13 protein-coding genes, 1 tRNA gene and 1 riboswitch are annotated in these 12,850 nt (G+C 69.8%); of the genes, 4 read left to right on the top strand and 10 right to left on the bottom strand.

Annotated features, from left to right (window positions below):
* Positions 1-26 precede the first annotated feature (26 nt).
* The 4 genes from ACWPN7_RS10230 to mgtE all read right to left on the bottom strand — a co-directional run bounded on the left by ACWPN7_RS10230 (position 27) and on the right by mgtE (position 3,800).
* On the bottom strand, positions 27-797 hold the full coding sequence (locus ACWPN7_RS10230) for a thiazole synthase (RefSeq protein WP_051658760.1): 771 nt from the start codon (positions 795-797) through the stop codon (positions 27-29).
* A 46-nt stretch (positions 798-843) separates the two neighbouring features.
* Positions 844-1,053, bottom strand: a complete 210-nt coding sequence (thiS, locus tag ACWPN7_RS10225; RefSeq protein WP_014199889.1) for a sulfur carrier protein ThiS — start codon at positions 1,051-1,053, stop codon at positions 844-846.
* Positions 1,050-2,219, bottom strand: a complete 1,170-nt coding sequence (gene thiO / locus ACWPN7_RS10220) for a glycine oxidase ThiO (protein ID WP_456526005.1) — start codon at positions 2,217-2,219, stop codon at positions 1,050-1,052. Before thiO ends, thiS begins: the two co-directional genes overlap by 4 nt.
* Positions 2,211-2,314: riboswitch (TPP riboswitch) on the bottom strand. Its footprint overlaps the gene before it by 9 nt.
* A gap of 46 nt (positions 2,315-2,360) precedes the next feature.
* Complete coding sequence (gene mgtE / locus ACWPN7_RS10215) at positions 2,361-3,800, bottom strand: magnesium transporter (protein ID WP_103039699.1); 1,440 nt, start codon at positions 3,798-3,800, stop codon at positions 2,361-2,363.
* 297 nt (positions 3,801-4,097) lie between these two features.
* On the opposite strand from mgtE, the gene ACWPN7_RS10210 reads away from it, so the two are divergent.
* Positions 4,098-4,400, top strand: a complete 303-nt coding sequence (locus ACWPN7_RS10210; protein WP_459197303.1) for an STAS domain-containing protein — start codon at positions 4,098-4,100, stop codon at positions 4,398-4,400.
* A 119-nt stretch (positions 4,401-4,519) separates the two neighbouring features.
* On the opposite strand, the gene ACWPN7_RS10205 is transcribed toward ACWPN7_RS10210, so the two are convergent.
* Positions 4,520-4,606: transfer RNA gene (locus tag ACWPN7_RS10205), tRNA-Leu, on the bottom strand.
* A 125-nt stretch (positions 4,607-4,731) separates the two neighbouring features.
* Between ACWPN7_RS10205 and lipB the strand changes: the two genes are divergently transcribed.
* Positions 4,732-5,463: a lipoyl(octanoyl) transferase LipB gene (lipB, locus tag ACWPN7_RS10200; RefSeq protein ID WP_040138051.1), complete on the top strand. Its 732-nt coding sequence runs from the start codon at positions 4,732-4,734 to the stop codon at positions 5,461-5,463.
* Between the two features lie 3 nt (positions 5,464-5,466).
* Here lipB and ACWPN7_RS10195 read toward each other — a convergent pair whose 3' ends face one another.
* On the bottom strand, positions 5,467-5,982 hold the full coding sequence (locus ACWPN7_RS10195; protein ID WP_459197302.1) for a hypothetical protein: 516 nt from the start codon (positions 5,980-5,982) through the stop codon (positions 5,467-5,469).
* Between the two features lie 189 nt (positions 5,983-6,171).
* Positions 6,172-6,465, bottom strand: a complete 294-nt coding sequence (locus ACWPN7_RS10190) for an acylphosphatase (RefSeq protein ID WP_040138391.1) — start codon at positions 6,463-6,465, stop codon at positions 6,172-6,174.
* Positions 6,466-6,710: 245 nt separating this feature from the next.
* On the opposite strand from ACWPN7_RS10190, the gene ACWPN7_RS10185 reads away from it, so the two are divergent.
* A complete protein-coding gene (locus ACWPN7_RS10185; protein ID WP_103039696.1) occupies positions 6,711-7,574 on the top strand; it encodes a DUF2189 domain-containing protein in 864 nt (287 codons plus the stop codon).
* Between the two features lie 10 nt (positions 7,575-7,584).
* On the opposite strand, the gene ACWPN7_RS10180 is transcribed toward ACWPN7_RS10185, so the two are convergent.
* From ACWPN7_RS10180 to coxB, 3 genes are read right to left on the bottom strand one after another with little or no spacing between them, the layout of a single operon-like run.
* Positions 7,585-7,944 carry a hypothetical protein gene (locus tag ACWPN7_RS10180; RefSeq protein WP_081863449.1) on the bottom strand — a complete coding sequence of 120 codons (360 nt, stop codon included), beginning with the start codon at positions 7,942-7,944 and terminating at the stop codon, positions 7,585-7,587.
* A gap of 8 nt (positions 7,945-7,952) precedes the next feature.
* Positions 7,953-10,484, bottom strand: coding sequence for a cytochrome c oxidase subunit I (gene ctaD, locus ACWPN7_RS10175; RefSeq protein ID WP_040138048.1), 2,532 nt, complete (start codon positions 10,482-10,484; stop codon positions 7,953-7,955).
* A complete protein-coding gene (gene coxB / locus ACWPN7_RS10170) occupies positions 10,481-11,449 on the bottom strand; it encodes a cytochrome c oxidase subunit II (protein WP_247874999.1) in 969 nt (322 codons plus the stop codon). Before coxB ends, ctaD begins: the two co-directional genes overlap by 4 nt.
* 219 nt (positions 11,450-11,668) lie before the next feature.
* Here coxB and ACWPN7_RS10165 point away from each other — a divergent pair, with 219 nt between their 5' ends.
* Positions 11,669-12,808, top strand: a complete 1,140-nt coding sequence (locus ACWPN7_RS10165) for a c-type cytochrome (protein ID WP_459197301.1) — start codon at positions 11,669-11,671, stop codon at positions 12,806-12,808.
* Positions 12,809-12,850 lie beyond the last annotated feature (42 nt).

Raw genomic sequence — 12,850 nt, 5'->3', positions numbered from 1 at the left:
CGGGCGGCCCTTACCCTGCGCCAGCCTTACGTTCCGATCAAGCCGAGCTGCGGGCTCGACGCCTCCGCGAAGGCCCGTTTCGGCATGCGCCCGGCCAGACGGGCCGCCCGCCCCGCCGCCACCGCGTCGCGCATCGCCGCCGCCATGCGCACCGGATCGCGCGCCTTCGACACCGCAGTGTTCAGCAGGACGGCGGCGCAGCCCAGCTCCATCGCCAGCGCGGCGTCCGACGCCGTGCCGATTCCGGCGTCCAGGACCACCGGCACCGGGCTGCGCGCGCAGATCGTCTCGATGGCGTGCGGGTTGCGGATGCCCAACCCCGAGCCGATGAAGGCGCCCAGCGGCATCACCGCCGCAGCACCCAGATCGGCGAGCTTGCGGCAGGTCACCGGATCGTCGTTGCAGTAGGGCAGAACGGTGAAGCCATCGGCCACCAGCTCCTCCGTCGCGCGCAGCAGCTCCTCGACGTCGGGGTAGAGCAGCTCGCGGTCGCCGATGACCTCCAGCTTGATCCAGTCCACATCCAGCGCCTCGCGGGCGAGCTGCGCAGTCAGCACCGCCTCCTTGGCGGTCAGGCAGCCGGCGGTGTTGGGCAGCAGTCCGGCGCGGTCCCCGATGACGTCGACGAGGCTTTCCGAATAGCCGTCCAGGCTGATGCGGCGGATGGCCAGAGTGACCAGTTCGCTGCCGCTGGCCGCCAGCGCGTCAAGCATGACCTGCTGGTTCGGATAGCCAGCGGTGCCGAGAAACAGGCGCGAGCGGAACTCACGGCCCGCTATGGTGAGCGTGTCGTTCATGGGTGTTTCCTTGAATGTCGGACCCGCGCTCCGGCGGGTGAGAATTTCAGCCGCCCTGCACGGGGCGGATGATCTCCAGGGCGTCGCCCGCGGACAGCGGCGTCTCGTCCCAGCGGCGGGACGGCAGGACGGCGCCGTTGAGGGCGACCGCGACCCCGCGGGTGCCCGCGGCGATTCCCCGCCCGGCCAGCAGGGCGGCGACGGTGGGGGCGGCGAGATCCTCCTCCCGCCCGTTGACGCGGATGCGCGCGCTCATGCCGCGGCTCCTCTGGGCTGGGCGAAGCGGTCGAGCGCGAAGGGGCGGATCACCGGATCAGCCTCCCCGGTCAGGATCAGCCGCGCGATCGAATCCGCGGTGACCGGGGTCAGCAGGATGCCGTTGCGGTGGTGCCCGGTGGCGTAGACCAGCCCCTCCACCTCCGAGAGGCCGAGGATCGGGGCGTCGTCGCGGGTGCCGGGGCGGAAACCGGCCCACGCCTCTTCGATGGGCAGTTCGGCGATACCCGGTAGGGCACGCCACGCCCCTTCCAGCAGGGCGAACTGGCCCCCCGCGGTCAGCCGGTCGTCGAATCCGCGCTCCTCCGTCGTGGCGCCGACCAACAGCCGCCCGTCCAGCCGCGGGATCAGGTAGGTGCCGGGGGTCCACACCACATGGCGCAGCAGCGGCAGGCGGGCGTCCATGCGCAGGCAGAGCATCTGCCCCTTCACCGGACGCACGGGCGGACGCACCGCCGGGGACAGCCCGTCTATCCAGCCCGACCACGCCCCGGCGGCCAGGACCACATGGTCGGCCTCGACCAGCCGGTCACCAACCTGGACGCCAACGGCGCGACCACCACGGACCTCGATGCGGCCGATCTCTGCATACTCGTGCACCACGGCACCAGCCCGCAAAGCAGCGGCGTGCAGGGCGGCGGCGACCTTGCGGTTGTCCACCTGATGGTCGCCGGCGCAGAAGAGCGCGCCGGCCACGCCCGGCTGGAGGTAGGGCTCGCGCCGCCGCACCTCCGCCCCGCTCAACCACTCGACCGGCAGGCCGAGCTTGGTCTGGAAATCGTGCAGGAAGCGCACCTTGGCGGCGTCGTCGGCGTTCAGCGCGATGACCATGGTGCCTTCGTCGCGCAGGTCCACCGCCATGCCGGAGGCGGCCTCCAGCTCCGCCGCGAAGGCGGGCCACAGGTTCTGCGAGGCGCGGGTCAGCGGCAGAAGGCTCTCTTCGCCGGGTTCGGTCTCCACGCAGGCGGCGAGCATGCCGCCCGCGGCGTGGCTGGCGCCCCGGCCGGCAGCGCCACGGTCGAAGACCTCCACCCGGCAGCCGGCGGCGGCCAGCCTCCAGGCGATGGACAGGCCGATCACCCCAGCGCCGACCACGGCGACGGTGGGCTTTGCGGAATCGGAATGAAATAAGGGCGCGGATACCATGCGGCGGCTCCCTTCGCTGGCATTATCCAGACAGGTTCGATGGGTGTGATCTCAGCCGCGCGAGCGCATCCCGCACGGCACCCCAGCCAATGCGCGGATCATCCGGAAGAGAGCCGCCTTTGGCAAGCCCCTTTTCGTTGGTCACAACAACAAAAGCGACGCCAGCCCCAGGAAGGACAGGAATCCGATGACGTCGGTCATGGTGGTCAGGAAGACCGAACTCGCCACCGCCGGATCGACGCCCAGCCGGTCCAGCCCGATGGGAATCAGCACCCCGCACAGCCCGGCGACGAACAGGTTGATGACCATGGCGCAGCCGATCACGAGGCCGATCATCGGCTCGAACCACGTCGCGGCGATGGCCCCCACCAGCGTGGCGAAGACGGCGCCGTTGAGCAGCCCGACCAGAACCTCCTTGCCCACCACGCGGGGCGCGTTGGAGGACGACAACTCGCGCGTCGCCAGGGCGCGCACCGCCACGGTCAGGGTCTGGGTCCCGGCGTTGCCGCCCATCGAGGCGGTGATCGGCATCAGCACCGCCAGCGCCACGATCTGCTCGATGGTCGCCTCGAACAGCGAGATGACGCCCGCCGCCGCGAAGGCGGTGAACAGGTTCAGCCCCAGCCAGGAAATGCGCGAGCGCGAGGTTTCCAGAACCGAGCGGTAGATGGAGGTGTCGCCGACGCCGCCCAGCTTGCCGATGTCGTCCTCGGCCTCCTCGTCGATGATGTGGACCACGTCGTCGACGGTGATGACGCCGATCAGCCGCCCGCCAGCGTCCACCACGGGGGCGGAGACCAGGGCGTATTGGCGGAACAGGTTCGCCACCTCCTCCTGGTCCATGGTGGCGGGGATGGTGTCCACCTCCCCCGTCACCAGATCGGCGATGCGGACCGACCGCTTCTGGCGCAGCAGGCGCGACAGCGGCACCGCCCCGACCACCCGGTGCATCGGATCGACGACGAAGATGTCGTAGAAATCCTCCGGCAGCTCGTCGGTGGCGGCGCGGACATAGTCAATGGTCTTGCCCACCGTCCAGAACTGCGGCACCGCCACCAGATCGCGCTGCATCAGGCGGCCGGCGGTGTACTCGTCGTAGGTCAGGTTCTCCTGGACCAGCGCGCGGTCGGCGGCCGGCAGATTCTCCAAAACCTCGCGCCGGGTGTCCTCGTCCAGATCCTCGATGACGTCGACGGCGTCGTCGGTGTCCAGCTCCGCGACGGCGGCGGCCAGTTCCTTCGGCTCGAACAGCTCGACGATCTCCTCGCGGAGATCTGGGTTGAGGTAGCTCAGCACCTCGCCGTCGAAGTCGGGGCGCAGGACGCCGATCAGCGACTCCCGGTCATCGTGGCCCAGCTGCTCGATCAGGTCGGCGATGTCGGCGGGATGAAGCGTGTCCAGCTCGGCCCGCAGCTCGTCGCGCCGTCCGGCGTGCAGCCGTTCGACGACCTCCTCGACGAACTCGGGCTCCACACCATAGGCGCGCTCCTCCTCGCCGTCCTCGCGGGGCGGGTCGGGGCGTTCGGCCGGGTGCGGCACATCGTCCTGGATACGATCCGGTTCCTGGCGGTCGGTGTGCATGGCGGCACCCTCCCTTCACGATGGCAATGCGGCGTGACGGCATGGTCCTGCGATCGGCCGACCATGGCGCACCGGCGTTTGCGGGTTGGTGGGGAGCCCTTGCGGGTTCCCGCCGGGGCGCCCACCGAATATAGGTGTGCCGCCCTTTTGTCCAGCCCGGCGGGCCGGCTCGGGACCTCCAGCCCTGCGCGCAATTGCTTGCGTAGGCTTCACAATTCGTGCACCCATAATGCGCGCGGGGCTTTTCACCTCGCGCAGCCCGAGAAGAACCGACACCACCGGCCAGCGGATGTGACGATGGAGTACGCCTACACCGACATCGACGGTCAGGAGGGGATCATGCTGTCGGGGCGTTTCACCTACGACGACAGCCGCAAGTTCCACGACCTGCTGGCGGACTGGGACATCGGCGCGCGGCCCGACGTGCGGCTGGACCTGCGCTATCTGACCTTCCTCGACTCCGCGGCGATCGGCATGCTGTTCGTCCTCGCCAACCGCTGCCGCGACGCCAAGGGGGTGGTGACGGTGCACAACGCGCAGCCTTACATCGTGCAGACCATGCGGCGCGTCGCACTCGACCAGTATGTGGAGTTCCGCTGAGGGGGAATTGCCTGGAAAGGGCGGTCCCGATCGGGTGGCCCGAAAACGAAAAAGCCCGCTGTGGTCCGATGGACCGGCGGGCTTTTCGTTTGTTTGCCAAATCCCCCGTTTCGGGGGGATGGTGCGGTCGAGAAGACTCGAACTTCCACGGCATCTCTGCCACAGCGACCTCAACGCTGCGCGTCTACCAATTCCGCCACGACCGCACAAGGCTGGTAGAACCGACGTCGGGATCACTCCCGTCATCGGGTGGAGCGGGGGAATAGCAGATCCCCGATGACCGATCAAGCGGCGTCTCGCGTTTTTGCCAAAGAAAGTTCATAACGTCGGCATGACCGACCTCACCGCCCCCGTTCCGCCGTTCGCCGATGCCCGTGACGATGCCGTTCCCGCCGCCCCGGCGCGGGCGGTGGAGTGGCGCATCAGCGACACGCCCGTCCCCTACCCCGACGCGCTGGCCGAGATGGAGGCGCGCGTCGAAGCCATCCGCGCCGGCACCGCGCCGGAGCTGGTCTGGCTGCTGGAGCACCCGCCCCTCTACACCGCCGGAACCAGCGCGCGGGAGGAGGACCTGCTGGAGCCGGGCCGCTTTCCCGTCTATCAGGCCGGGCGCGGCGGGCAGTTCACCTACCACGGGCCGGGGCAGCGCGTGGCCTATGTGATGCTCGACCTGAAGACGCGCGGCGCCGACATCCGCGCCTTCGTCCAGGATCTGGAGGAGTGGCTGATCCGCACGCTGGCCGCCTTCAACATCCGTGGCGAACGGCGGGAGGGTCGTGTCGGCATCTGGGTGGACAAGGGGCCTTACGGCGGCGCCCCCGGCCAGGAGGACAAGATCGCCGCCATCGGCGTGCGGGTGCGCCGCTGGGTCAGCTTCCACGGTGTCGCCCTGAACGTCGAGCCGGACCTGTCGCACTTTGCCGGCATCGTCCCCTGCGGCATCAGCGAGCATGGCGTGACCTCCATCGTGGCGCTCGGCCATCTCGTCGCCATGGAGGATGTGGACGCCGCCCTGATCGCCAGCTTCGCGGAGGTCTTCGGCGGCGCGGCCGCAGAGGAGTGACCTCTACCGCTTCGGCGGCGCCCCGCCGGCCTGCGCGTCGTTGAGGACGCGCAGATCCTCGTTGGTGATCGACACGATGGTGCAGCCGGTGCTGTCGCCGTTGCGGAACAGATAGATCAGCTTGCGGTTTGCCTGCTTCTTCGGGTCGTGCAGGTTCAGGCCGTGGCCGAAGGCGACGCCCAGGACCTCGCCTTTGAAAATGGCGCGGTAGCGCATGGGCATTTGCTCCCGGAACTGACGGGAGGCGCAGGACTTGCTCAGTTCCTTCTCGAAGGTCCCGGCGTGCCGCCAGTCCTGGGTGGAACGGATCGTGACCCATTGCGGCGGCAACGGGAACTGGACCACCGGCGGCGACAGCGGCAGGTTATAGCCGCCGGGCGGCACCGGCGGCATGTGCCCCGGCTCCGTCCGGTCGAGCGGCCCCTTGGCCCAGGCGGCTCCGGTTGCCAGCACGCTGAGGAGCAGGAGGCTCAGAGTGGCGCGGTGCAGAAGCGCAGATTTTGGCCTTTTGCCGCTCATGCCGATCCGATTGCCCCCTCCCTAACCCTCCCCCGCTTCGCAGGGGAGGGGACTGCCGCCGCTCCGCGAATATCTCCCTCCCCTGCGAAGCGGGGGAGGGCCGGGGTGGGGGCAAGGCGATCCGCTCCCCCATCCACACCCGACAGCCTAGCCCCGCATGGCTAACAGAACGCTAACCATCCCCAGCCGTCACTGCGTCGGACGTTGCTCGAACACGCCCGGACCGGGATCGCGGGCCGGCTCGACGGCGATGTCGCTGACGATGGCGGCGGAGGGGCCGCGGCGGCAGGCCTCCAGCATCCGGTCGACGGCGCCCGCCGGGCCGGCGAACAGCGCCTCCACCGTGCCGTCGCCGCGGTTGCGCACCCAGCCGGCCAACCCCAGCCGATTGGCCGTGTCCACGGTCCAGCCGCGGTACCACACACCCTGCACCTTGCCATGAACGCGGGCCAGCACGGCCTTGCGGGTTTCCTCGTCCGCCATCCCCATCCCCGGTGTCGTTTCCCTACGGTCGGGACAATAGGACAGGAGCCGGTTCCGGAAAACCCGGCGGTGCCCCAGCGCCCTCCCCTCCTCCAATGAACAATGCCGCCAACCATTCGTCGGCGTATCATCCGTGCATGGCGGGGCGCGGGATCTCCTGTGACCGCCGGGCCGCGACAGCGAAGGCCGCGACCGGGCACGGGCGGGCTCGCACCCCCTGAACGAACGGTTCGGGAGGAACGGACATGACCATCCGAAACCCTGCGGAATGGGGAGCGGCCCATTTCAAGTCCTGGTCCCACGGCTTGGCCGAAGCGGGCCACGCCATCGCCCCGCCGGCGCGGGAACGGGCGGCGCTGGAGCCCACGGTGCGGCGCATCCGCGGCGACGACCTGCGCGACGCCCTGCGGAAGGGGCTCCATGATTTCATGGCCTGCCGGACCGACGTCCTCTTCATCGCCCTGATCTACCCGCTGGTCGGGCTGCTGCTGGCCGAACTTCTGCTCCACGGAAACGCGCTGCACCTGCTGTTCCCGCTGGCCTCCGGCTTCGTGCTGATCGGCCCCTTCGCCGCGGTCGGCCTCTACGAGATGAGCCGCCGGCGCGAGCGGGGCGACCCCGTGTCCTGGGCGGACGCCTTCGGCGTGGCACGCTCCCCGGCCTTCGGGGCGATCCTGGCGATGGGAGCGATCCTGACGGCGGTGTTCCTGCTGTGGCTGGTGGCGGCGCAGCTCATCTACATGGCGACCCTCGCCCCGCTGGCGCCGGAAGGCTGGAATGCCTTCGTCCAAGCGCTGTTCACCACCCGCGCCGGCTGGGCGATGATCGTGCTGGGAATGGGTGTCGGCTTCCTGTTCGCCGTTCTGGTGCTGGCGATCAGCGTGGTCAGCTTCCCGCTCCTCATGGACCGCCGGGTTGGCGTGGCGACGGCCATCCGCACCTCCGTCCGCGCCACGCTGAGGAATCCCGAGCCCATGGCGCTCTGGGGTTTGATCGTGGCCGGTGGCCTGCTTCTCGGCTCGCTGCCCGCCTTCGTCGGGCTGGTGATCGTCATGCCGGTGCTCGGCCACGCCACTTGGCACCTCTACCGGCGCCTGATTCCGGAATGAAGCGGTTGGGCTAACCGCAGGCCGGCACCTGCAGGGCAGGAAGCCCGTTCCACAGGATGGCGACCAGCGAGCCCGCGGCGGCGAGCCCGGTGAACAGGCGGATGAAGCGGCGCGGGTCCTCGCTGGCCCGCCGGCCCGGCGCGGCGCCCCACAGCGCCGCCGCCAGCACGCCCGCGGCCAGCAGCAGCGCGACCACCGTGGCGCCGAGGATCAGCACCACCGCGACGGGGTGGCCGTACCACTCCACCCCGTCCCACTCGCGCGCGCAGATCAGCCCGTTGATGCCGTAGACCGCCGCGAAATGGGCCGCCCAGATCAGGAAGGCCGACATCATCCCGGTGAAGGTCGCGGTGAACGCCGTCCTTTCCATGGTCCACCTCACACGGCCAGACGCGGAAACAGATGCACCAGCAGGAGGGACACGATCCCCTGCCCGCAGGTGTAGAGCCACACCAGCATCACATTGTCGAAGGTGACCCGGCGCCGCGCATGCAGCCGCCCGGCGAAGGAGCGCGCCAGCGTGAAGCCGGTCATCAGAACCAGGATCACGACGTGGAAGACCTGCCAGGAGGCCAGCATGTAGACGATGGCGCCATAGGCGCTCTCCGACGCCACGAGCCCGCTGCCGATGCGGTTGTAGGGCTCGGCCACCCCGGCGGCCAGCATCAGCAGGAGACCAACAAGCAGGGCGCCCCGCATCGTCCAGGAGCGGTTGTGGGCCACGGCGCGGCTCGCCAGCAGCATCGCGCCCGCCGCCACGATCCAGAGCGCCGCCTCGCCAAACAGCCACCCCAGCCCCGGCAGGGCGTCGGTGCCCACCGGCCAGACGTCTGGGCTGACCGTCCACAGGAAGACGTAGGTGAAGCACAGGCAGGCGAAGGCCGTCCCGTCGACCAGCAGCAGGACCGCCGTCCCCCACCAGGAATGGTTCTCCGATCCCTGAAGATAGACCGGCACGCGCCAGCCGCCGCCAACGTCCTGCGGCGGATGGTCGGCCCCCTTGTCCAGGCCCCACACCCACCAGAAGACCGAGGCGATGGCCAGCACCCCCGGCACCAGCGACACCCAGTAGAGTTGCACCGCCAGACAGATGAAATGGGCGGCGGTGAACAGCCCGGCCAGGAAGTGGCTCCAGTGCGGGCCGGGCATCGGCATGAGATATTGGGGCCGGGCCTCGATCGGGCTGGTCACGATGGTCTCGCGCCGGCGGGTCGGCGCGCCGGGCAGGTAGTGGGCGCCCTCCTGCACCTCGCGCGACAGGTTCGGGTTGTCCCACAGCGGGTAGAGCGAGCGGACATGCGGGATGCTGCGCGTCGCGTAGTCGTCGTTCGGAATCCACTCCAGCGTCCCTGCCTTCCACGGATTCTCTGGCGCCGGGCGGCCCCGGCCGAAGGCGTCGCGCGCCATGTCGATCAGCACCAGCAGGACGCCGAAGGCCATCACGAAGGCCCCGACGGTGGAGATCATGTTCAGGACGTTCCAGCCCAGATCCCCCGGGTAGGTGTAGACGCGGCGCGGCATGCCCATCAGGCCGCTGATATGCATGGGGAAGAAGGCGACGTTGAAGCCGATGAACATCATCCAGAAGGCCCAGCGCCCCAGCCGCTCCGACAGCATGGTGCCCTTCATCGTCGGCCACCAGTGATACAGCCCGGCGAAGACCGGGAAGACCATGCCGCCGATCAGCACGTAATGCAGGTGGGCCACCACGAAGTAGCTGTCATGGGCCTGCCAGTCGAAGGGGATGACCGCCACCATCACGCCGGTCAGGCCGCCGGCCACGAAGATGAACAGGAAGCCCAGCAGGAACCACGTCGCCACCGTCCATTGCAGCCGCCCCTTGCCCAGCGTGGCGATCCAGGCGAAGACCTGGATGCCGGCGGGCACCGACACGGCCATGCTGGCGGCGGAGAAGAAGCTGAGGCTCAGCGGCGGGATGCCGGTGGCGAACATGTGATGCACCCACAGGCCGAAGCTGAAGAAGCCCGTGCCGACCAGCGCCACCACCACCCAGTCATGGCCGACCAGCGGCCGCTGCGCCAGCGCCGGCACCATCATCGACACCAGCCCCGCCGCCGGCAGGAAGATGATGTAGACCTCCGGATGGCCGAAGAACCAGAACAGGTGCTGCCAGAGCAGCGGGTCGCCCCCCCGCTCCGCGATGAAGAAGGGCCAGTCGAAGGCGCGCTCGATCTCCAGAAGCGCGGTCGCGATGATCACCGCCGGGAAGGCGAAGACGATCATCCCGGCCATGACCAGCATCGACCAGCAATAGACCGGGATCTTGTCCAGCGTCATGCCGGGCGGACGGGTGCGCAGGATGCCGACGATGATCTCGATGGCCCCGGCGATGGCCGAAATCTCGATGAAGCCGATCCCGAGCAGCCAGAAGTCGGCGTTGATGCCCGGCGAGAACTTCATGCTGGTCAGCGGCGGGTACATGAACCAGCCGCCGTCCGGCGCCACCTCGAAGATCAGCGAGCAGAAGAAGGCCAGCCCGCCGAACAGATAGGCCCAGAAGGCGAAGGCCGACAGCCGCGGAAAGGGCAGGTCGCGCGCCGCCAGCATGGAGGGCAGCAGGAAGACGCCGATGGCCTCGACGATGGGCACGGCGAACAGGAACATCATGCCCGTGCCGTGCACGGTGAAGAACTGGTTGTAGAGGCTGTGCCCCAGCACGTCGTTCTCCGGCACGGCGAGCTGTGTCCGCATGACCAGCGCCAGCGTGCCCGAGATGACGAAGAACAGCAGCGCCGTGGCGATGTACATCACCCCGATGATGTTGTTGTTCACCTCCTTCAGCAGGCCGAGGCCAGAGGTCGGCTTCCAGGCGCGTTTCAGCGCCTCCAGTTCCTCCTTCGGGCGCGGCAGGCGGTTGGGCAGGGCGGCATCGTCGAGCGGCGGGGTCATTTCAGGCTCTCCAGCCAGACGGCGATGGCGTGCAGATCGTCGCCGCCCAGGATCGGGAAGGACGGCATGCGGTTTTCCGGCTTGATGTGCTGCGCCCCGGCGATCCAGCCGGCCAGGGCCTCCGGCGTGTTGGGCAGCGTCCCGGCGGCCAGCGCGCCGCGCCCGCCGACATGGGTCAGGTCCGGCCCGGCCGCCCCGTTGGCCGGCGTGCCGCGCACCGTGTGGCAGGACCCGCAGCCGGCGCGCAGGAAGGCGTCGCGTCCGGCGGCCTGCTGCGGCCCGTCGGGTTCGGCGGCGGGGCGGCGCTCGGCGGCCAGCCATTCCTCGAAGCGCTCGGGCGGCTCCACCACCACGTCGAAGGCCATCAGCGCGTGCTGGGCGCCGCAGTACTCGGCGCACTGGCCGCGGTAGGTGCCGGGCCGCTCCCCGACCAGGATCAGCCGGTTCTCGTGGCCGGGGATCATGTCCATCTTGCCGCCCAGGCTGGGCACCCAGAAGCTGTGGATGACGTCCGCCGCGGTCACCACCACCTCCACCGGGCGCCCGGCCGGGATGACGAGGCGGTTGGCGCTGCGCAGGACCTCACCGCCCTCCCCGGCCCCTTCTAAACTCACGTCGGGGTAGCGGACCTCCCACCACCACATGTAGCCGGTGACCTCGACGCGCAGCGGCTCCACCCCACCGGTGTCCGACAGTTGCCGGGCCACGGCGAACTCGTAGACCTGAAGCGCGGTCAGCGTGACGATGGGAAAGACGAGGCCGCCGCCGATGATCCAGGCGCGGCTTCCGGGAAAGCGCTCCGGCCGGGCGATGACGGCGTACCCCGCCAGCGCCATGACGAAAAGGAAGATGACCCCGCCCCCGGCGACCAGAATCAGCGTCAGGTCGAGGATCGCCTCGGCGTTGCGCCCGGCGGGGTGGAGCGCGGATTGCGGACCCCGCTCGCAAGCCGCCAAGAGCCCCATTCCGCCAGCCAGGGCCGCCCCCTGCCACTTCCGTCTGCGTCCCTCGCTGCGGCCAGACCTGCGGTCCATGCACCCCCCTCGCGGCGTTGGCCCGCGGCGGCGGGCGGCGTCGTTGCACGGCTAAACTCACGGCAAGGCCGCAGGTTCCGCCGGAACTTCGGTCGGCGGGGGAGCATTCATTCGGGGACGAACACTCACAACCGGCGGAGCGTCCCATCCATGCGCAGAGTTCTGACGATCATCGGGCTGGTTCTGGGCGCCCAAGCGGTGGGGGGCTTCCTGTTCGCCTGGTCGGGGCTCTACAGCATCGCCGCCAGCAAGGAGCACTGGCCGCCGGTCCACTGGTTCTTCAGCATGGCGATGCGCAGCTCCATCGAGACGCACGCCGCCTTCGTCGGCGATCCGCCCAACCTCGACGACCTGGCGCTGATCCGGCGCGGCGCCGGCCATTACGAGGACGGCTGCGCCCCATGCCACGGCGCGCCCGACGTCGGACGCAATCCGATCTCACGCCATATGCTGCCCACCCCGCCCTTCCTGCCGGGCCATGCCGGGGACTGGACGGACAAGCAGCTCTACTGGATCACCTACAACGGCATCAAATACGCCGGCATGCCCGCCTGGCCGGCGCAGGCGCGCGACGACGAGCCGTGGGCGGTGGCCGCCTTCCTGCGCCGGCTCGACGGCATGAGCGCCGAGGAATACCGCCGTCTGGCCTTCGGGGAGACGCAACCGGACGGCGACCGCTCGGCGCTGAGCGATCTGGCGATGCTGGACGGCTCCGCCCGCGAGGTGCTGGACAATTGCGCCCGCTGCCACGGCTATGACGGCGCCGGGGGCGGCCCCGGGGACAGCGCCGCCGCCTTCCCCCGCCTGTCCGGCCAGAACGCCGAGTATCTCTTCCACGCACTGAAGGCCTACGCCGAGGGCGGGCGGCACAGCGGCATCATGCAGCCGGTGGCCGCCGGGCTGGACGATTCGATCCTGCGAACCCTGGCCGACCATTATGCGGGGCAGACGGCGCCCTACCCGCCCCCGCCCGCCGACGCCGATCCGGCCCTGCTGGAACTGGGCGCCCGGCTGGCCGAGTCCGGCGACCGGGGCACCGGCGTGCCGGCCTGCTCCGGCTGCCACGGCGAGGATCGCGACCCGCGCTACCCCCGCCTCGACGGGCAGCACGCGAGCTACATCGCCGACCAGCTCCGCCTCTGGCAGAGGGACGCCCACGGCGACACGCCGCTGTCCAGGATCATGGGCGCCGCGGTGCGCAACCTGACGGAAGAGCAGATCCGCGCCCTGTCGCTGCACTACGCGCAGAGCCGACCGCGGGAGACGGCGAGCGAGAGCGGCCGGCGCTGAGGCCCGGCCGTCATGGCAACCATCATGGCAACCATCATGGCA

Source organism: Azospirillum sp. UENF 312511 (genome assembly GCF_058780635.1).
The sequence above is the reverse complement of the archived record's forward strand: the minus strand, read 5'-3'. Positions and strand labels throughout refer to the sequence as shown.